Below are 17,831 nucleotides of genomic sequence, written 5' to 3'. Positions count from 1 at the left end.
GCGTGTCAGTTGCTGAGGAAGCTGGGAATGGTGGTGTGGTCGGGGGCGAGGACCCCGACACCGAGGCAGGCCGCGAACGCTGCGGCCTGCCAGCACCAGGAGCGGCGGATCGTCAGCCGGCTCTGGCGCGAGAGGTCTTCGATGAGGGCGTCGATCTTCGGCACATCGGCGCTGCCGGCCGGTTCGGTGACGGTGATGAGCACCCCGAAGCGCACCATGCCCGCACCGCGGGCCTGCTCCATGCGGGCTTGCGAGGTGGCGGCGACCTCGATCTGCGACTTGGCCGAGGCGATCGAGCCGTTCTTGAGCGAGCCGCCGTGGGCCTCGGCCATCGCGTTGCGGTAGTCGCGGTCGGCGATGTCGGTGGCATCGCCGGCCGAATGCGGCCGGTAGAGCACCGACACCCGCTTGAGCGGCACCGCCTCGTTCGGCGCCAGCAGGCGCGCCAGCACCCGTTCGGTCACCGCGCCCTTGGGGGCCTCGCGCATCTCCCAGGTCACCGAGACTGCGCCGTCGTGGACGTATTTGCCGCCGTCCGGGCTTTCGTGGGCGGTGCGGGGACCGCAGTCCTCCCAGGTCAATCCGGTGCCGTCGCCGGAGTGCAGGCCGGTCTCCACGTCGACGAGCGAGGCCGGGTCGTAGGAGCGGCGCACGAACGCCATGATCTCGTCGGCGTCCATCGGTGAGCACGGCACCCCGGACCGTGCCGCGGCCGCGGTCAAGCCGGGCAGCCGGCGGCCGAGCTCGACGGCCTGCTCGGAGGGGTCCTGCCTGCGCTCGGTGGTCTTGGCCTCGAAGGTGAGCGCGATCCGCGCAGCCAGACGGATCCCGCCCGTGGTCAGCCCGGTGGCGAGCTGGTAGGCCGCGTCGCGGGCCAGCTGCGGGGCATCGGCGCGGGTGTTCTGGTGGACCGTCTCGTACAGCTCGATGCCGGTCTCGGGCAGGGTTTCGACGGTGGTGACCACCGCGAGGATGTCCGAGGTCTCCCCCGCCGCGGACAGGAACTGCGCCCAGTTGCCGACGTAGTGGTCGATCACGTCCTGATCGACGGCCTCCGCACCTTGCGGGTAGGCGTCGAACACGACCGTGTAGGCACCCCGGCTGGGCATGTGGATCATCCCGAAGGTGCGCCCGTCCGAATCGATGCCCTCGTACAGCTCGGTGTCGGCGAGCACCCCGGGCAGCCGGTACGCCCGGCCGGGAACGCGGGAGAACGTGCCCGAGGCGTAGGTGTGCTCACCGCGACGGCGGCCGCGCCAGAACTGCAGTCGCATCAGTGCCCTTTCGTAACCGGAACGCCCGTCACGGGAGATGACCAGGGGGATGAAGCACACGATCACCGGGATCGCCAGCAGCAACGACACCCGCAGGCCGAAGAACAGACCCGCGATGATGACGGTGGCTGCGGCGGCGATCGCGGCGATCGAGGTGCCGAAGGTGGCACCGAGCAGGCCCGTTTCGCGGGGTCGGCGCCAGTTGCCGTAGGTATGGAAAGTCGGTTCGCCGCTCATTGCTCGAATCCCCCTCGGTGGAATTGGTGGCCGGCCCCCGATGCGACAGGGGCAGCGGAGGCTGCGTTCTCCGGCGATCCCTCGCTGGGGGTTCCGGTCGCATTGCCACCGGGTTGCCCACCGGCTCCCCCACCAGAGGCACCCGAGGTGTTGCCCTGCGGAGTTCCTTGCTGATTGCCCGCCGGGCTTGCACCTGCGGCACCGAAGCCGACCGGGGCACCGGAGGGAGGAGCCCCACCCCCAGGAGGCGAACCATCGTCATCGCCTCGCTTCGTCGCAGTGAATGCTGCGCCGGACACTGCGCCACTGGCACCGCCGCTGGCGATCATCCCGGCGGTTTTCGCGCCCGCACCGACCACACCCGCCAATCCCGCGGCGGCCGCCAGACCGCTGCCGCCGCCACCGAGTGCGCCGATGTTCGGGACGATCAACCGCATCAAGGACGGCAGGACCAGGGCCGCGGCGCACAAGGTGATGACCCCGGACAGGGCCATGAACCCGTCGCCGTTCTCGGGGTCGGTGATGGTCGGGGTGGCCTCGAGGAACAGGATCGCCGAGACCCCGATCACGAACGCTCCGACCGGTTTGACCAGCAGGAACGCGATCGTCCAGGCCAGCATCTTCTCGTATGCCTGGCTGCCGACCTTGGTGCCTCCGGCCGCGCCCGCGATCGGCAGCGCCGCTGCCATGAGCACGAGGATGCCGGTGCGCAGCAGCATCAAGAACGCCATCATCAACCCGCCGAGCATGCCGATGATGCCGATCAGGAACAGCAGGCCCACACCGGCCGGACCGGAGTACAGGTAGATCGACACCATCGCTTCGGCCAGGCGGGACGGATCGGAGCCGACCGCACTGTCCATGAACCAGGCCGAAATCTGGTCGGACAGTTCGGTGCCGAGCACGATCAGCGTCGATGCTCCCCCGGCGAGCACCGCCGCACGGGCCATCTGCCTGAGGCCCTCTTCCGAGGTGTCGCGGATCGCCCCCGACCGGGCCAGCGCCAGACGCCCGCCGAGCAGGATCAGCGACAACGACAAGGCGGAGACCTGGATGTAGAAGGTGTAGTCGTTGACCGTGGCCACGGTCCTCTGGAAGGTGTCCCCGTCCATCTCGGTGCCGGTGATCCACCACCCGAGAGCGAACTTCAACACCGCCACACCGGCATTACCGATCCACAGCGCGGTCTTCTCGACCGCGCCCGCAGCGGCGTCATTGATGCCGTCTTCGATCGCGCCCGTACCGGCATCGACGACGTTGCCGGCTGCGTCCACGCAGTCGGGAATGTCTACATCCAAGACCATCTCGCCCAGCGCGCCGACGACGTTCCCGGCGGTGCTGGCGCAGCTCAAGGCCCCAGCACCCGTTTCCAGCCAGTCGAAACCCAAGTCCCCATCGCCCTGTTCCTCGACCTCGGCACTGTCGATGCTGCCCCCGGACGAATCCCCCGAGGGCTCGGAGTCCTGGGCGAAGGCCGCACCCGCTGCGCCGATGCCGACGACCATGACAGCGCAGAGCACGGCAACCAGCCGAAGAACGACTGGGGGCAGGCTGCGGTTTACCACCACTGCTGCCACCCTTCGGACGACACCGGCTCGAACTCGGTACCAAAAGCGGTCGAGTCCAGCTGGACAACCCAACCGGTACCCTCGCGCCACACCACCGGAATCTTCACCACCCTGATCTCGGTAGCCCCGTTCGGCCGCTCGACGGTGGCGCCGAACTTCACCAGGGTCAGATCCGGATGGAAAGTCACGTTGACCATCGGCATCACCGCAGTCGGCGTGTCGTCGGCCAGCCTGACTCCCGACAACTGTCCGGTCGGGTCCGACACCCGGCCTGCTTCGGTGACCATCTCGACCCGGTTGTCCCCGGCTGCGACGTACCCGATGTAGTGGGCTGCAGCCAGCGCCGCTCCCTGCGCCGTGTGCGAAAATCCGGTGGCGACACCGTTGTCGGTGAACCCGGTGGGGCCGTCGGAGGTCGAGAACGGAAGATCCATGTTGCCGTGGATGCGCTGGAGCATCACCCCACTCGGTGCCTGCTCGACCGGCCGGTTCCCGGTGGCGAGGGTGTCGGACAGGATCACCCCGTGGGGGTCGAGCGGCACGTAGATGACGCGGTGGAGCTTGTCGAAGACGGGTTCCGGCATGAACTGGAGGTCGTCGAGTCGGGCGGTGGCCCCGTTGTCGGTGGTCGGGTCGAGCGAGACCAGCGGTTCGGCATCGTCACCGCGGAAGAGCATCACGATGCTCAGCACGAGACCGACGACGACGATCACGGCCACTGCCGCCAACCCGTTGGTGAGTTTCGTTGCTGCCGAGGCGCGCTCGTTCTCGGCGCCCTCGAGTGAGGAAGTGTTCGTGTCCCCGGTCTGGCCGGTGGTGTTCTGCTCGGTCACTTGCGGGTCTCCTCGAGGTCGACCAGCTCCGACGGCAGCGCGTCGAGGGCGGTGATGGTGGCGGTGTCGTTGCTGGGCAGGTTCAGCCGCCAGTCGTCGTCGATCCACACCACCTGGGTGGTCGCGGAGGCGAGCGAGTTGTCGGAGAACCGCTGGATGACGTCGACGGTGGCGGCGGTGTCGCTGTAGTCGGCGAGGGTGTAGCCGACGATGGTCGGCACCATCTCGGGGTCGGTGCCCGACATCTCCACCAGGGAGCGGTGGGCGGCGTAGAGGTCGCGGCCTTCGCCGGGGGCGGCCACCCCGGCCAGGATCGTCGGCCAGGTGCGATCGGACGCGGTGGCCAGCTGCACCGACTGGGTGATCGCCGCCAGAGCCGCACCCTGCGGGGTGTGGCTGAACCCGGCGAACGGCTCCCACTCACCGCCTCGCGGTCCGTCGGTGGTGCCGATCGGCACCTCGATGCCACCGACGGTGACCCACCGGCTGATCTGCGGCGGATCGGTCAGCGACACCGGGCTCTCGCCTGTGTCCGATCCCCCGCAGCTGGTAGCCACCAGCGCCACCGCGACCACCGCGGCTCGCGCCCACCGACGCCTCCTCATTCGTTCTCCTCGTTGCCGGATTGCTGCTGTTGCTGGAGCTGTTCGAGCTGCTCGATGACGGTCGGGGAATGGCCGCCTCCGAGCTGGTGGGCCTGGGGCCCCTGGGCGGTGGCCAGCAGGATCGTGGCGAGGGTGGCGGCCACACCGCCGGCGAGGATCGCGCCGATGTTCGCCGCCAGGAACTCCGCGGCGGTGGGGGATTCGAGACCGGCCCCGTGCTTGTGGTCCCACGCCAGGCGTGCACCGACGAAGATCACCTTGGCCACACACAGGAGGAAAACGATCCCGGCCGCGTAGCCCAGGAGCGTCTGGAACCCGTCGAGGACGTCGGGGGGCGGGCTGACCACGCCCTGTACGGACACCTCCATCGCTGACCCCGCCTTATGCCGCGTTGGTGACGGCGCTGAGGATCTGGTTGGCGGAGATGGCGACGATCGCGCCGACGAGGGCACCGACGAGCATCTTCGGCGAGTCACCGGAGCCGTGCTGCCACTTCTCCCACGCGAACTTCCCGCCCGAGAAGATCAGGGCGGCCACGCACGCGAGCGTGACGCCCCACAGCAGCCAGTTCAGCAGCTTGAGCAGGCCGTTCGCGCCCGGCGGCACCTCCGGGTTGATGTCGAAGTTGACCGAACCTTGTGCGAGATACGCAACGTCCACGACGGTCTGAAGCATGACGTGTCCTCCGTGTCTTACTGCCCCGACCACAAGGCGGGCAGGGCGGATTGGATTGCCGTGACGATGCCGACGCCGGCAGCGATCACGTCCTCGGGAACTGCGATCACGGCTCCCTTGGTCTGAATCGGCACGCCGTCGAGGGCGCGCCAGGTGGGCAGGCTCGACCGGGCCGCCGAGGCCAGGAAGCGATGCCAGCCGATCGCCCAGTGCGCAGCCACCGCACCGGTGACGATCGAGCGCAGCTGACGCACATCCTTCGGGGGCTGACCGGGCGCGTTCGCGACGGTGACCAGGCCGAGCAGCTCGCACGCCAACCCGCGGTTGCGGTGCTCGAGGATCAGATCGTGGGCGCTGGACAGACCCTCGATGGTGTCGCGGCAGACCACCACCACATACGGCGATTCGGTCTCACGGGCGTCACCGCACGGCCACTGATGCCGAGCATCCTCGGCGAAGTCCCAGTACTGGGCGAGGGTGGAGACCCCGGCCCCGCCGTGCGCGCCGAGCAGCCACACTGCAGGTCCGGGCGCAGCCACCGGGTACGGATCGACCCTCACCTCGACGCTGGTGCGTTCGCGGGTGGTCATGCCAGCTCCCCCGCCCCGGCCTGGTGATCGGTGTCGCGCTGGCCGGCCTCGATGCGGCCCAACGCGTCGAGCACGTCGGTCCAGGCGTCGATCGAGGCGGCCGACAGGCGGCGGTGATCGACGGTGCCCGGTCGCGCCAAGGTCGCATCGAAGGGCACTTCGACGAATCCGGCGACCCGTGGGGCCAGGTGCTCTCGGATCGGGGTCAGATCCACCAGGCGGTGCGGCATCTGGTGCGAGATCGACACCACCGTGCGCGTCAGCACGCCGCGCCCGTAGGTGCCGATGAGCCATTCGAGGCCGTCGCGCATCCGGGCCAGCGGTTCCGAGCGGGCCGGGGCGACGATCACGATCGCGGCCCCGGCATCGAGCAACGGGGCCAGACGCCGTGAGCGCAACGCTGTTCCGACGTCGTGGATGCGGGCCAGATGCCGGTCGGCGAGCAGGCTGTCCACCAGCGCCGTGTCCGTGGCGTCGCCGTGGCCGACGACGACGGCCCCGGTGCTGCTGAGAGCCATGCGCGAGCCGAGCTGGCGGATCGCTCGGGCCGGGTCGATCGGTTCGACACCGACCCGGTCGAGCAGGTTGCCGCCGCCGAAGGTGCCGTCGATCGCCGCGACCTGCACATCGGTGCCCAGGCGCAGGGCGGTGGCCAGGCCGAAGCAGGTGGTGGTCGCGCCCGCTCCCCCGGCGCCGGCCACCACGATGGTCGAGAGGTCTTCGGGCTGCTCGAGTTTCGGGCTACGACGCAGTGCGACAACGTTGTTCATCGATTCTCCACGTTCGCGATCTTCAACCCGCCGTCGGCGGGCAGGGTGGTGATCCACTGCTTGTGGATGCCTTCGTCTCCCACGGGCGGGAACTTCAGCAGCACATCGACCGACCAGCGGTTCGGGTCCTCGGTCGGCAGCACGCTCACGCAGTGCTCGGTCCCGACCGGAACGGCGTCGATGAACGACTGAATATCGGTGCCCGGCAGGACCATCAGGTCCGCGACGGCCGTGCCGTCACGTTCGACGTAGTAGGCGTGCTCGAACGCCTGGATCACCGCGGGGCCGGTGTCGCGGCCACCGGGACCGTTGCCGACGATCCGGCCGGGTTCGGTGACCGGGGCGCACCACGCCGGAGCCGCGACCGTCGACGTCGAGGTGGTGGTGGACGAGGACACCGCCGTCGGCGAGGGCAGCGGCGGCACCTGCGGTTCGTCGGTGGTGCCGACCGTCGCGGTGACCACCGCTGCGGAGACCACCGCCAGCACCGCGACACCGCCGCCGACGAGCATCCAGGTGCGGGATCGATCGGGGCGGGCCGTCGCGGCCGCAGAGGCGCTGTCGGTGACCGGCTGGGCGGTCCTCTCCTCGACGACCTCGACCGGAGCCGCAGCCGGAGCTGCGGCAGGGGTCGGGCGAGCAGGTCGGGCACGGCCGATCGCGGACTTCAATCCCCCACGGGTGCGTTCGGGGATCATCAGCGGGCCACGGGGAAGGTGGGCGCGGACCCACTCCGGGGCGCCTGCATAGGGGTCGACCTCGGTCGCCGTATCGCCGTATCCGGCCCCGCCGTGCTCGTCGTCGGCCAGGTTCTGATCGTCGTATCCGGCAGGGCCGTGGGCTGAGTGATCGGCAGGATGGACCGGGACCGGGTAGATCTCGGCTGCGGATTCGGCAGCGACGATCGGTTCGAGGTCGGTCTGGATGACCGACTCGTCGTCGGTAGCAGGCTGTTCGGGGACGCAGGCCGCATCGACCGGGTGGAGGTCCGATGCCGGCACCCCCGCGGCGTCGAGGGTTTCGTCCGGGATCGGGAAGTGCACCGATCCGGTCTCTCGTTCGTCGCTCGCAGTCGGCTCCGGCCCGTACCGCTCGGTCACGTCCGGGAAGAGTTGTCCTCGATTGCCGGTCGACAATGTGTCCTCCGTCGTCGGGTGGTGGGGGCGGGGCTACCCGCCCCCACCGGCGAGATGTTCGGGCAGGTCAGGCCGGGTTGATGCCGTCCGCGGCCGCGGTCGAGATCATCTCGGCGGCAGTGCCGGCCGAACCGTCGAAGAACGTGGTCAGCACGGTGTCCGCTCCCGCGACGACACCTTCGCCACCGGGCTGGACCTTCACCCACTCGCGGACCTGCGAATCGACCTGCGGAGCGGTGGTCACGACGCTGCGCACGGCGTCGGCCGCGGCCTGCCCAACCGGACCGGAGGACTGCCACTGCTCGACCGTGGCATCGGCCTGCTCGGTGAGCGCCTCCTGGTGCACATCCGGCAGCTGCACCTCGAGGGGCTGGCCCTCGTCGTCCCCGGCACCGAAGGCGGTTCCGGCCGCCAGACCGGCCGCCCCGCCGACCACCGCGCCGGGGACCGCGCCGACCGCAGCGCCGATCGCTGCGCCCGCCGCGGTCCCGGCCACGCCGGTGGTCACCGCGGGCAGCACCGGGATCGGCAGCGGCACCACACCTCCGGCCGCCGCCCCGGCGATCCCGCCGATGGTGCCGCCGATCAGCGCGCCGGGAACCGCCCCGGCCGCCCCGCCGGCCGCAGCACCGGCCACCGTCGCACCGATCTGCGCAGCAGCGACCCGATCGGCACGGCTGGCATCGACACCGACCGACTTGTAGAAGGTGGCGACCTCGGAGCGGATCAGACCGGCGGTGTTGTTGGTGCGTTCGCGGTCGTCGTCGGTGACCCAGTTCGGCTGGTTGACGTGGACATCGCCGATCATGATCTTCTCGGGTGGAGCGAGGTAGATCGGCTCCGGGGTGACCGGCTGCGGCGCCCGCAGCGTCATCGGGTCGATCGGCGGCGGAGCGCTATGCCGCTCGTAACGGTTCGTGTCGTAGTTGTAGTTCGGCAGCGGCGCGTACTGACGCTGCTGCGCCGGAGGCGGGGTCCAGTAGATCTGCTTGGCCGGAGGAGCCGGGGCCGGCTTCGGGGCGCTGGTGGTGCCGCCCTGGGTGGACGGTGCCGGGGTGCTCACCCCGCCCTGCGAGGGCAGCTCGACCGGAGCGGCCGAGGCCAGCCCCGACCCTGCTGCCACGATCGCTGCGGCCGTGGCGGGCACGACGCTCGCCTTGGCGAGCCGCGAAGCCCTGCGATGTGTGCTCATGATCGCTTCTCTCTCTCATGTGTGTGTCGGGGCGTGGAATCAGTTGAGTGCGGCGGCCGAGACGCCGCCCTGCTCGAGCACCGTCGGTCCCGCATCGACCACATGCGTCGTGGTCACGGCCGGTGCCGCGGTGGTGGAGGCGACCGTGGGCGACGGCGTGGCCGAGACGGTCTCGGTGGTGGTCGTCGGCCGGGTCGGCGTGGTGGTCGGGGCCGTTGTCGTGGAGGTCACCGTCTTCGTCGTGGTCGTGGACGTGGACGATGCCGAGGAGGCGGCGGCGTCGAGGTCGGCTGCGACCGCAGCGAGCCAGGACGCGACGAATCGTGTCGGGGCCTGCCCACTGGCGGTGGCCGGAACCGACCCGTAGGAGCCGTGCTCGGCGGCGACGTTGCGCACCGTCGTCATCGCCACCAGATCGAAGGCATCGCGGTTGGCCTCGACCTCGTTCTGCACGACCTGGAACGCCTGGCGCACGAGCCGCTGCGAGGTCGCCGGCGGAACCAGCTCGGGCAGCACACCGACCGTCTTGGCGGCGAGCACCCCGAACGCCGCGGCCGGATTGGCCAGCCCGACCGCCGCGACTGCCGCGATCGTCTCCGGGGTGAGTACCTTCTTGGCGACCGTGACAGCCGCGTTGAGGCCGATCAGACCGACCTTCATCAACGCCGCGGTCACTTCCTGCCCGGTCGGGGGTGTGGCCCGCGGATCGGACGCTTCCGCCAGACGCTGCGAGATGGTCTTCTTCGGCTGGATCGACACCGCCTCGAGGGCGTTCCTCGGAGCCGCAATGTCCTCGTTGACCACCTCGACGGCGGTGGTGAACGCCGTCGAGGCCAAGGCCCGCCCGACCGTGGCGACGGCGACGAACGGATCACCGCCGACCTCGACCTGCCCGGCGACGTTGACCACCGCCCGCACGATCGGCGCATTCGCCGGGGCGTCGCACGCCAGATCCCCGGTCTGGCACCAGGACGACACCCGCCCCGAGAGGCCGCCGTAGTCCTCGGTCAGATCGGCGACGGGGCCGATTCCGCCGCCTGCCGGGGCGGTGAACGCCACCGACGACAGCGCCTTGACCGCCCCGCCCGTGGTGCCGGGAACCGGCGACGGGGCGCTCTGCGAGGTGCCGGGGAACAGCCCCGAGGCGGCGCTGCGGGTCGGCGCGCCGAACAGGGCACCGGCCGCGATCGAGCCGGCCGGCACCGCTCCGGTGCCCTTGCCGACCGAGCGCAGGAAGTTCGAGGCGGCGTGAGCGCCCTGGGAGTAGCCGACCACCGCGAGTTTGGCCGACGGGCACTGCTCGAGCACCGTCTGCGCCGCTCGGGACAGGTTCTGCTCCCCCTCGGTGACGGACTCGACGTACGACCGGCTACCACCGGGGGTGAGGCCGCCGAACGATCCCGGATACGGGACGTAGGCCCGATCGACGCTCGCGCCCAGCTCACGAGCCTGGTCGAGCATCGGACCCATGATGTTCGACAGCATCCCGGTATCGACCTTCACCGGCGCATCCGGCGACGACTCCGTCGTGCCCTGCATCCCCAGCACATACAGATCCGGGCACCCGTCGACCAGTCCGTCGAGCCAATGCGTCTGCGCGTGCACCGGGACCAGACCACCCACACCAGCCATGACCGCAGCCGTGGTGACGGCGGTGGCCACAGTCCGCGTCCCCCAACCCTTCATCTCTCTCCATCCCTCAAACAGTCGGTCCTCAAGACCCGTAGTGATCACCCCCGCTGTTCCGGCTCTGGGGTGCCGAGCTTGTGCGGAAGCCCTGCACCCCAAAGCCGGTACGCCACAGGGCGCTGCACTGCTGTGAGTGCGCACAGCCCTTCGGGACCCGGTCCTCCGAGACAGTGGCCGCCCCGGCTGGGGACCGGCGCAAAACCCCTGTTCGCAAATTCTTGGCAAAGCATATACTCGAAAATCTCGAAACAAAAGCAAAAAACTATGAAACTTTAGCGAAGGGGGTGACGGTGACGGTTGAAGCAGAGCGTCGCAAATCCCCAGCTCTTTCGAGGTACCGAAGGCGTCTGATTCAGACATTGGCCGGTAAGGTCGATGCGATGACAAACGAGCGGGCGCGTTTTGCGCGAATAGTTGCCGAGCGGAGGCGCCTGCTTGGCTTGACTCTCGACCAGCTGCAACAAGCCGGCGGGCCGTCCGACGTGACTACGGGCAAGATAGAAAAAGGCGCCATCGCTTCCCCGAGCGCCCGTACTCTGCGACGCCTCGACACCGGTCTGCAGTGGACCGAGGGATCTGCGGCGAGGGCCTTCGCCGGCGGGGATCCCACTGCCTTGGAGGAGGTCCCGTCCATACGGCGCTCGACTCCCGGTGCGGTCAACGCCGCTGCGGACTCGGTGACCCTCTCGCTGACCGTGGTCAACGAGTTGTCCGACCTCGCGAAGCGGTACGAGAAGTTGGCGGGGACGATCGAGGACCGGGAACTGGTCGCCGAACTGGGTCAAATCAACGCCGATTTCGACTTGTTGGTCGATCGCATCCTGCGGGCATGGTTGATCGCCCAGCTCGAACGCAAGTCGGCGCCGGACTCACCGGTGCGAGGTGATCCGGTGGTGGAGATGCTGATCGGGGACTACCTCAATCGCACTCCTGAGCCCCCGTCTGTCGAGGACGCCCACGAGCTGCTGTACCTGCGGTGGCTGACGGGTCGGGCCGGGGAGATCGACGAAGCGACCGAGCACGCGTTCGTCACACAGTGGAGCAAAGCGCAGAAGGAGGACCGTCCGTGAACTACCTGGCCCCGTCCCTCGGGCAGAAGCTCGAGCGGCTTCTTGCGTTCTACCACCACCGCAACGAACCCGAGTTGACGTTGCAGGCGGTGGCCACCATCGTCGGACAGCGCATCGGCGAGCCGGTCCCGGTGGAACTGCTCGAAGAGGTCCGCTCCGGTGAGCGGACCTCGCTGCCGGTCACTGTCACCGACGCGCTGTGCGACGCCTTCAAGGTCGACCGTGACTACCTGCGCCTGAGCGGTGGCCGGGATATCGACATCGATCAACGGTTGCGGCTGTGGATCACCATCCGGGACCGCGGGCTGCACCACTTCGCCGCGCGTGCCACCAGCCTGACGCGCGAAGACCTCGAGCGACTCATCGCGGAAATCGAGCGGATGACGCCGCAGACCGGCGGACTCAGACAGGCGTGAAGCGCAGACGAAGGCCCTTCGGGCGCAACGTCAGAGTTTCTTCCACCTCGAGCGCATAGCCGGGTTCGGGGGTGATGTCGAACCGCAGCACCAGGGTCGCCAGGGCCAGGGTCATCTCGTGTAAGGCGAACTGCCGGCCGATGCACGAGCGGATGCCGGTGCCGAACGGTTTGAACAGCTCCGGTGCCCGAGCACGGTTGTGCTCGGGGGCGAAGCGATCCGGGTTGAACCGGTCGGCGTCGGAACCCCAGGCCGGATCGCGTTGTACCGCCAGTAGCAGCACGAACACCCATTCCCCGGCCGTGAACTCGTGCTCGCCCACCCGGGTGTCCTTTTTGGCGGAGCGGAAGAAGCCCGGAGCCGTGGGCCACAGCCGCAGTGCTTCGTTGATCACCTGGCGCGTGTAGCGCAACCGCGGCACGTCCTCGTACCGGACGGAGCCGTCGCCGAGGATCCCGCGAGCCTCCTCGCGCATCCGGGAGGCCACCGCCGGGTCTTGGGCGATGAAGTGCAGCGCGAAGCTCAGGGCGTTGACGGAGGTCTCGTGGCCGGCCACGAGGAAGGTCAGCACCTGATTGCGGATGTTCTCCGGATCGAGCGTGGCACCGTCGTCCGGATGCAGCATCCGGTCCAGCAGATCACTCCGGCGCTCGCCCGACCGCTGCCGGGCCGTAATCACCTCGTCCACGGTCTCGACCAGCAAGGCATGGTCGAGCTCGTTCTGTTTCTCGTCCTTGCGCTGCAGGAACTTACCGACGAAGGGCACCGGGATCGCACTGTTCTGCGCGAAGGTCAGTGCTCGGCTCATCGCGGCCACGAAGGGATGCTCGCTGCCGCCGAACGAATCGAACGAGTAGCCGAAGCCACAGCGACCGATCACCTCGAGGGTGAGCTTGCCCATCTCGTCCACGACCGGTACGTGTGCGTCCGTGCCGGCGAGGTCCTTGCCCAGCTCGTCGACGACCTCGACCATCACGTCGTGGTAGGAGACCATCGCCTCCTTGGTGAAGCCGGGCATGAGGACCTCGTGTGCTCGGGCCCAGCTCGATTCCCAGTTGTAGGCGGTGAAGAGCCCGTCCGCCACCAGCGGTCGCAGCCGTTCGAGAGGCCGGCCGACGTACTTCTCCCACACCGTGTCGTCGAAGACCTGCGCGGCGAGCTCCGCGGAGCCGACGAAGGTCAGGTCCGTCCCGAGAATGGAGCGCCGGTAGATCGGCCCGAGCTCCTCGAACCGCTGCAACGTGGTCTGGTTCGGTTTCTCCTTGGACATTCCCAGGACATCGCCGATGAACGGCACCCGCCGCGGCGGATGCGGAATCGTCGTGTTCGGCACTAGCCGTTCCTTCCCCTTGTCACACGCTCACGGCGTCGGCCGGGCGTTTGGTCCATGCTTGCGCGATGCGCAGCAGTTCGTCTTCGTCGGCGAGCCACCGTGGCGTGGTCACGCGGGATTCCGCCGCCCCGGCTCTGCGCCGCTCGAGCGCGTTGACGATCGCGGCGCACCGCTGCGCCGGGGTGGCCTCATCCCGCCGCTCCTGCTCGGTCATGTACGGCAGGAGGGTGAACACCGCGTCCTCGCACTCGATCCGCATCCGGTGCTCGCGATCGACACTGTTCGGCAGCAGCCCCGTCGATTCGATCGACATGGCCGGCAATGCGGTCGACAGGTCCTGCCACATCGGCGTCAACGTCAGCACGGCCACCGACGACGGATCGTTGCGCAGTTTCGCCCGGACCGCCGCGAACACCGGAGCGGCGACGACAGCCGCCAACACGCACGCGGTCGGCAAGAAGAGCACATCGTTGGACTGGCTGCGCCAGTCGGTGAACCCGTTGGTCACCTCCGCGGACATCAACACGGCGTTGGCGAATCGTGTCAGGTGATCGAAGGCCGACACGCCGCCGGTGCCCAGGATCAGTCCTGCCCACAGCCGAGTGGACCGGTTCTGCTCACCGTCGCGGAGGATGCGCAGGCACGCGTACGCCACCGCGGCCACCGCCAGCGGCATCTGGGCCGCGTAGATCGCCATGTACGTCACGGTCCGCACCGAGCGCAGCTCCTCGATGGCGACACCGGCGGAGCGGGCCGGCGCGCTGATCCAGGCCATCACCAGCATCCACCCCACGATCAGGGCGTAGCACCCGACGATCGTGCGCCGCGGAATCTTCCGCACCTTGCGGTAGGCCAGGACGATAAGGAAGATCGCGGCCGCCCCGAGCATGGCGAAGCCGTGGGTGAGTAGGCGAATGTCCGACAGGGTCAGGGGTGTGGCCCCCAGCAGAACGGTCTGTACCGCACCGTCTCGGAGCAGTGAGGCGCCCAGCCACCACACCAATAACCAGGTGATCTGCTGGTCGAGTTGGCGTTCGGAGACGAAAAGAGCCCGGGCCACGATGACCAGGGCGAGGAAGCCCATCATGGGGATGCTTGCCCACTCCGGCAGCGCGGAGGTGGCCTCCTGATGCAGCAGAGCGCTCATCGCAGCGGGGCGAAGACGCCGGCGATTCGATGCAGATCACCGTGACTGTCCAGGTCGATCGGGCCGCGACTGAGCACCGCCAGGTGCGTGCCGAGCAATTCGGCTTCCGCCTCGGTCGGAGAGTCGAAGGTCGAACGCCGCATCATGTACTCGATTCCCTCCAAGCTCAGCCCCTCGGTCAGGGCACTTTCCGTCGGGCGGAATGGCTCTCCCGGGTGCTGACCGAGCACATGGCCGACCTCGTGAAAGATCTGCTGACGCTGATGGCGAACCGAGCGAGCCGGGTCATAGCGGATGACGTATCGCGTCGGGCCACCGAAGAGCAGCCCGCATCGGGTCTGCAGATCCGTCGACAGGCCCGGCCACGGCTCCAACTCCACCGCCTTCCCGGTGTCCTCTTCCAGCCAGCTGAGGAACTCCGCGACCGTCCACGGCGGCTCGAGGGGCACCCGATCGAGGATCTGCGCGATCCGTTCGCGTCGATCGCCCCCGCGTCTCAGCACTCGCTACCTCCCCTTCAGGCCTCCCCTGCCAGATGGCGGAACCTTCGGAGCATAACGCAAGCCATACTCTCGCCAGGCATCACTAAACGAAGGCAAAGAATTAGCGAATAGTATGAAAGAATCCGAGTTGGCGGTCGAGGCGTGGGCGTGTCGGACATGTTTTACGCCTCACCTGTCACAAGATGGTCAAGGCATCGCCTCGGCTCGGGCCGACCGGCCATGTTGGCACAGGTTGAACGGTGGAGGGAGAACTGCAGTGGGAATGGCTAGCAAGGGTGCCCGTACCCGCGTGGTCACCCGCGTCCCGGACGAAGTCTACGAAGCCCTCGAGGAGGGTCGCCGAGCTGCTGGGGTCGAATCGATCAGCCAGTACGTCGCGGACCTGCTCGCAGTGACCACCGGCCACCATCTACTCGTCCGCGAGCTTCAGCGCCATCGCGAGGAGGAGGTTCGTATGTCTGCGTAGCTCACGAGTGGCTTCAGCAACTTCATAAGCAAAACGCAGACCACATGAGAAAACCCCCAGCCGTGCGGGGCTGAGGGTCCTCAAAGTTGGTGAGAGCTAAGCGGCCAAACTCGGCTCTCGTACTGCTTTCCCCGAAGGGACTGTCTTGCCGGACAGGTCTCAGGGTACATCGCGCCCTGAATCAGAGCCAACGATCGCTGCGCGTGTCGCCACTTTCACCGGTGACACCTCACCGAATCGTCACCTTTTCGACGTGTGCACGCGCCGCTGGTCGCCGCGTGCCCGGGTGCGGATCGACCCGGATCGTACCCACACGTATGCCACCACGATGGCCATGCCCGCCCAGGCGCCCGGATTTCCGTGGGCGCTCTACCTGGCCGGCGCGGACCATCGCTACCGCCTGCTGGCGTTCGACCTCGACAGCGGGCGCCACGGCCCCGAGGTCGCGCGCGCCGATGCCGACCGGTTGGCCGCGCACCTCACAGAGCTGGGTGTTCCGCATCTGCGCGCTCGGTCCGGGCCCAGCGGTGGGCAGCACCTCTGGCTGCGCCTCGCCGCGCCGGGCGCCGCCCCGGACGAGGTGCGTCGCCTCGCCCACGCCCTGCGCCAGCACTATCCCAGCCTCGACACCGCCCCGTTGACCAACCCCGCCACCGGCGCCGTCCGCCCGCCCGGGGCCCCGCACCGCCGCGGCGGGCAGTCCCGACCCCACCTGCACGGCGCCGCCCTCGACGCCGCCCTCGCCCGCCTCGACACCGAAACCGCTCCGGAGGTGGTGGACTGGTTGCTGGCCCGGCACCCCCACTCCGCCGCCTCGGCCCCCCGCCGCCCCGCCGGGGCGGTGCGCATCGTCGATCCGGTCTCCAATCCCCGGCTGGACCGGCCGCGGCGCCCGCTCACCGACACCACCCGGGCCCTGCTCGATGCTGCGCCGGCACCCGGCGCGGACCGCTCGGCGATCGTGCACAGCATCTTTCTGGGTATGGCCCGCGCCGGCCACAGTCTCGCCGACGCCCGGGCGGCCGCCGCGACGGCGCCGGGACTGGTCCGGCTGCGTGAGGACCGCGCCCGCGGCCGCGAGGACACCGACCGGCAATGGCGCCGCGCCCTGGACACCGCCGCGCACTTCGCCCCCACTCCCCCGCCCACCCGGGCACCGGTCGACGACGAACTCGACCGCATCGAGGCCGCCATCGGAGCCGCCCCGGCGCACTGGGCCCGCCCCGGCGGGGCCAGCGACGAACGCATCCTCTACGCCCTGCTCGCGCTCGCCCGCACCGCGCGCACCCGCGTCCTGGACATCGACTGCCGCCGCCTCGCCCAGGCCGCGGCCGTCGACGCCTCCACCGTCTCCCGTCGGCTGCGGGTGCTGGCCCACGAGTCCTGGGTGCGGTGCATCCGCACCGGAAGCGGAACCCGCGCCGCCACCTGGCAACTCGAACTCCCCGACCCGGGGGCATCGCTACCGGTTGCAACACAAGGGGAACCCGCCCCCGCTCCGGGGCACCCCTCCGCCCTGCTGGAGCACCACACGCACGACCTCTGGGCGAACCGGTCCGGGCTGGGTGGGGCGGCTGCCCGTATCCACTGGGCCGTAGTTTCGGAAAAACCTTCTATTTCCGGAGCGGGCAGAAATTCGATTGAGGTGGCTGCCCTGACCGGGTACAGCCTCGCCACCGTCACTCGTACCCTGTCCATCCTCGCCCGATTGGGCGTGCCTACCGATGTGCGAGCCGATATCCCCTCTCTCCGGGACAAACTCGATGACGCGGCGGATCGTGTCGGAACCGCCGGTGTCGGAGCACAGCGGGTCCGACGTCATCTTCTCGATCGGGAGCTGCACCGTTGGTGGCTCGAAGAGCAGGGATGGCGCTGCCGACGCGGCAAGAAGACCGGCGTACCCCGCACGGTCTCGCTGACCATCGCCCTGCCGATCGACGCGCCCGCTCGGCTGCGGTACGGCCGATTTCCGGTGACCGATACCGGCCGCGCCGACTATCGTGCGGCGCGAGCCGTGGTGACCCGCTTATTCTCCCTGGTCGGGACTCCCCCGACGGAGTCAGGTCAATGCAATGAGGCGGCTTGAACACCCTCAGGCATTTACTTCGTGAGATCGGTACGAGTCCACTTCGGCGATCTGAGCGAGGATGAGCGCGGCCGAGGCCCGCGATTCCACGATTGGAACGATCGCAGGCCCAGTTACGGATTGCCAAGCCGCAGATCGCGCCGGTGACTTGCGGGGATGGTGGCCGCCGCGCACTACAAACTACGTGCCGGTGCGCCGCCCCGACCTAGTGGCGTGAACAGGGCAAGGACCCCCGACCGCG

General features: G+C 69.0%; 18 protein-coding genes. 4 read left to right on the top strand and 14 right to left on the bottom strand.

The genetic code is table 11. The annotated features are described in order from the left end of the window. Window positions 1-5: 5 nt before the first annotated feature. The 11 genes from AIIKEEIJ_RS15580 to AIIKEEIJ_RS15530 all read right to left on the bottom strand — a co-directional run bounded on the left by AIIKEEIJ_RS15580 (window position 6) and on the right by AIIKEEIJ_RS15530 (window position 10,512). Window positions 6-1,511: an SCO6880 family protein gene (locus AIIKEEIJ_RS15580; protein WP_161996036.1), complete on the bottom strand. Its 1,506-nt coding sequence runs from the start codon at window positions 1,509-1,511 to the stop codon at window positions 6-8. After that, window positions 1,508-3,079, bottom strand: a complete 1,572-nt coding sequence (locus tag AIIKEEIJ_RS15575; protein ID WP_443217108.1) for a hypothetical protein — start codon at window positions 3,077-3,079, stop codon at window positions 1,508-1,510. The genes AIIKEEIJ_RS15580 and AIIKEEIJ_RS15575 overlap by 4 nt, the downstream gene beginning before the upstream one ends. Beyond that, window positions 3,070-3,912, bottom strand: coding sequence for a hypothetical protein (locus AIIKEEIJ_RS15570; RefSeq protein ID WP_161996035.1), 843 nt, complete (start codon window positions 3,910-3,912; stop codon window positions 3,070-3,072). Before AIIKEEIJ_RS15570 ends, AIIKEEIJ_RS15575 begins: the two co-directional genes overlap by 10 nt. Continuing rightward, complete coding sequence (locus AIIKEEIJ_RS15565; protein WP_161996034.1) at window positions 3,909-4,517, bottom strand: hypothetical protein; 609 nt, start codon at window positions 4,515-4,517, stop codon at window positions 3,909-3,911. The genes AIIKEEIJ_RS15570 and AIIKEEIJ_RS15565 overlap by 4 nt, the downstream gene beginning before the upstream one ends. Beyond that, window positions 4,514-4,885 (bottom strand): hypothetical protein, encoded by a 372-nt coding sequence (locus AIIKEEIJ_RS15560; protein WP_161996033.1) that lies wholly within the window; start codon window positions 4,883-4,885, stop codon window positions 4,514-4,516. Before AIIKEEIJ_RS15560 ends, AIIKEEIJ_RS15565 begins: the two co-directional genes overlap by 4 nt. 13 nt (window positions 4,886-4,898) lie before the next feature. Then, window positions 4,899-5,192, bottom strand: coding sequence for a hypothetical protein (locus AIIKEEIJ_RS15555; protein ID WP_161996032.1), 294 nt, complete (start codon window positions 5,190-5,192; stop codon window positions 4,899-4,901). Between the two features lie 17 nt (window positions 5,193-5,209). Next, window positions 5,210-5,782, bottom strand: a complete 573-nt coding sequence (locus tag AIIKEEIJ_RS15550) for a DUF6668 family protein (protein ID WP_161996031.1) — start codon at window positions 5,780-5,782, stop codon at window positions 5,210-5,212. Then, a complete protein-coding gene (locus tag AIIKEEIJ_RS15545) occupies window positions 5,779-6,552 on the bottom strand; it encodes a hypothetical protein (RefSeq protein ID WP_161996030.1) in 774 nt (257 codons plus the stop codon). The genes AIIKEEIJ_RS15550 and AIIKEEIJ_RS15545 overlap by 4 nt, the downstream gene beginning before the upstream one ends. Further along, on the bottom strand, window positions 6,549-7,652 hold the full coding sequence (locus AIIKEEIJ_RS15540; protein WP_161996029.1) for a hypothetical protein: 1,104 nt from the start codon (window positions 7,650-7,652) through the stop codon (window positions 6,549-6,551). Before AIIKEEIJ_RS15540 ends, AIIKEEIJ_RS15545 begins: the two co-directional genes overlap by 4 nt. A gap of 103 nt (window positions 7,653-7,755) precedes the next feature. Continuing rightward, window positions 7,756-8,880: an insoluble domain protein gene (locus tag AIIKEEIJ_RS15535; protein ID WP_202917088.1), complete on the bottom strand. Its 1,125-nt coding sequence runs from the start codon at window positions 8,878-8,880 to the stop codon at window positions 7,756-7,758. A gap of 39 nt (window positions 8,881-8,919) precedes the next feature. Continuing rightward, window positions 8,920-10,512 carry a cutinase family protein gene (locus AIIKEEIJ_RS15530; RefSeq protein ID WP_238406416.1) on the bottom strand — a complete coding sequence of 531 codons (1,593 nt, stop codon included), beginning with the start codon at window positions 10,510-10,512 and terminating at the stop codon, window positions 8,920-8,922. Between the two features lie 437 nt (window positions 10,513-10,949). Between AIIKEEIJ_RS15530 and AIIKEEIJ_RS15525 the strand changes: the two genes are divergently transcribed. Both AIIKEEIJ_RS15525 and AIIKEEIJ_RS15520 read left to right on the top strand, forming a co-directional pair. Further along, the gene (locus AIIKEEIJ_RS15525; protein WP_161996027.1) at window positions 10,950-11,639 is read left to right on the top strand and encodes a helix-turn-helix domain-containing protein; all 690 of its coding nucleotides are present in this window, start codon (window positions 10,950-10,952) and stop codon (window positions 11,637-11,639) included. Next, the gene (locus tag AIIKEEIJ_RS15520; RefSeq protein ID WP_006933563.1) at window positions 11,636-12,055 is read left to right on the top strand and encodes a hypothetical protein; all 420 of its coding nucleotides are present in this window, start codon (window positions 11,636-11,638) and stop codon (window positions 12,053-12,055) included. The genes AIIKEEIJ_RS15525 and AIIKEEIJ_RS15520 overlap by 4 nt, the downstream gene beginning before the upstream one ends. On the opposite strand, the gene AIIKEEIJ_RS15515 is transcribed toward AIIKEEIJ_RS15520, so the two are convergent. Genes AIIKEEIJ_RS15515 through AIIKEEIJ_RS15505 form a run of 3 tightly spaced genes read right to left on the bottom strand, consistent with a single transcriptional unit; the run spans window position 12,042 to window position 14,984 of the window. Next, window positions 12,042-13,388 carry a cytochrome P450 gene (locus tag AIIKEEIJ_RS15515; protein WP_006933565.1) on the bottom strand — a complete coding sequence of 449 codons (1,347 nt, stop codon included), beginning with the start codon at window positions 13,386-13,388 and terminating at the stop codon, window positions 12,042-12,044. The genes AIIKEEIJ_RS15520 and AIIKEEIJ_RS15515 overlap by 14 nt on opposite strands. 19 nt (window positions 13,389-13,407) lie before the next feature. Continuing rightward, window positions 13,408-14,535 carry a DUF6545 domain-containing protein gene (locus tag AIIKEEIJ_RS15510; RefSeq protein ID WP_006933567.1) on the bottom strand — a complete coding sequence of 376 codons (1,128 nt, stop codon included), beginning with the start codon at window positions 14,533-14,535 and terminating at the stop codon, window positions 13,408-13,410. After that, window positions 14,532-14,984: a hypothetical protein gene (locus AIIKEEIJ_RS15505; protein ID WP_231386047.1), complete on the bottom strand. Its 453-nt coding sequence runs from the start codon at window positions 14,982-14,984 to the stop codon at window positions 14,532-14,534. The genes AIIKEEIJ_RS15510 and AIIKEEIJ_RS15505 overlap by 4 nt, the downstream gene beginning before the upstream one ends. Window positions 14,985-15,300: 316 nt before the next feature. On the opposite strand from AIIKEEIJ_RS15505, the gene AIIKEEIJ_RS15500 reads away from it, so the two are divergent. Further along, window positions 15,301-15,504: a hypothetical protein gene (locus AIIKEEIJ_RS15500; RefSeq protein ID WP_029547261.1), complete on the top strand. Its 204-nt coding sequence runs from the start codon at window positions 15,301-15,303 to the stop codon at window positions 15,502-15,504. A 286-nt stretch (window positions 15,505-15,790) separates the two neighbouring features. Continuing rightward, a complete protein-coding gene (locus tag AIIKEEIJ_RS15495) occupies window positions 15,791-17,590 on the top strand; it encodes a hypothetical protein (RefSeq protein WP_161996050.1) in 1,800 nt (599 codons plus the stop codon). Window positions 17,591-17,831 lie beyond the last annotated feature (241 nt).

It is taken from the genome of Rhodococcus sp. YH1 (assembly GCF_009939605.1).
In the GTDB taxonomy this organism is placed as follows: Bacteria; Actinomycetota; Actinomycetes; order Mycobacteriales; family Mycobacteriaceae; genus Rhodococcus; species Rhodococcus aetherivorans.
This window is presented reverse-complemented; position numbering and strand designations above follow the sequence as displayed.

What these genes read in the sequence shown, in the direction of transcription:
- AIIKEEIJ_RS15510 (WP_006933567.1), bottom strand. Translation starts at nt 14,535, where the DNA reads ATGAGCGCTCTGCTGCATCAGGAGGCCACCTCCGCGCTGCCGGAGTGG.
- AIIKEEIJ_RS15545 (WP_161996030.1), bottom strand. Translation starts at nt 6,552, where the DNA reads ATGAACAACGTTGTCGCACTGCGTCGTAGCCCGAAACTCGAGCAGCCC.
- AIIKEEIJ_RS15550 (WP_161996031.1), bottom strand. Translation starts at nt 5,782, where the DNA reads ATGACCACCCGCGAACGCACCAGCGTCGAGGTGAGGGTCGATCCGTAC.
- AIIKEEIJ_RS15525 (WP_161996027.1), top strand. Translation starts at nt 10,950, where the DNA reads ATGACAAACGAGCGGGCGCGTTTTGCGCGAATAGTTGCCGAGCGGAGG.
- AIIKEEIJ_RS15560 (WP_161996033.1), bottom strand. Translation starts at nt 4,885, where the DNA reads ATGGAGGTGTCCGTACAGGGCGTGGTCAGCCCGCCCCCCGACGTCCTC.
- AIIKEEIJ_RS15580 (WP_161996036.1), bottom strand. Translation starts at nt 1,511, where the DNA reads ATGAGCGGCGAACCGACTTTCCATACCTACGGCAACTGGCGCCGACCC.
- AIIKEEIJ_RS15500 (WP_029547261.1), top strand. Translation starts at nt 15,301, where the DNA reads ATGGCTAGCAAGGGTGCCCGTACCCGCGTGGTCACCCGCGTCCCGGAC.
- AIIKEEIJ_RS15535 (WP_202917088.1), bottom strand. Translation starts at nt 8,880, where the DNA reads ATGAGCACACATCGCAGGGCTTCGCGGCTCGCCAAGGCGAGCGTCGTG.
- AIIKEEIJ_RS15530 (WP_238406416.1), bottom strand. Translation starts at nt 10,512, where the DNA reads ATGGCTGGTGTGGGTGGTCTGGTCCCGGTGCACGCGCAGACGCATTGG.
- AIIKEEIJ_RS15565 (WP_161996034.1), bottom strand. Translation starts at nt 4,517, where the DNA reads ATGAGGAGGCGTCGGTGGGCGCGAGCCGCGGTGGTCGCGGTGGCGCTG.
- AIIKEEIJ_RS15555 (WP_161996032.1), bottom strand. Translation starts at nt 5,192, where the DNA reads ATGCTTCAGACCGTCGTGGACGTTGCGTATCTCGCACAAGGTTCGGTC.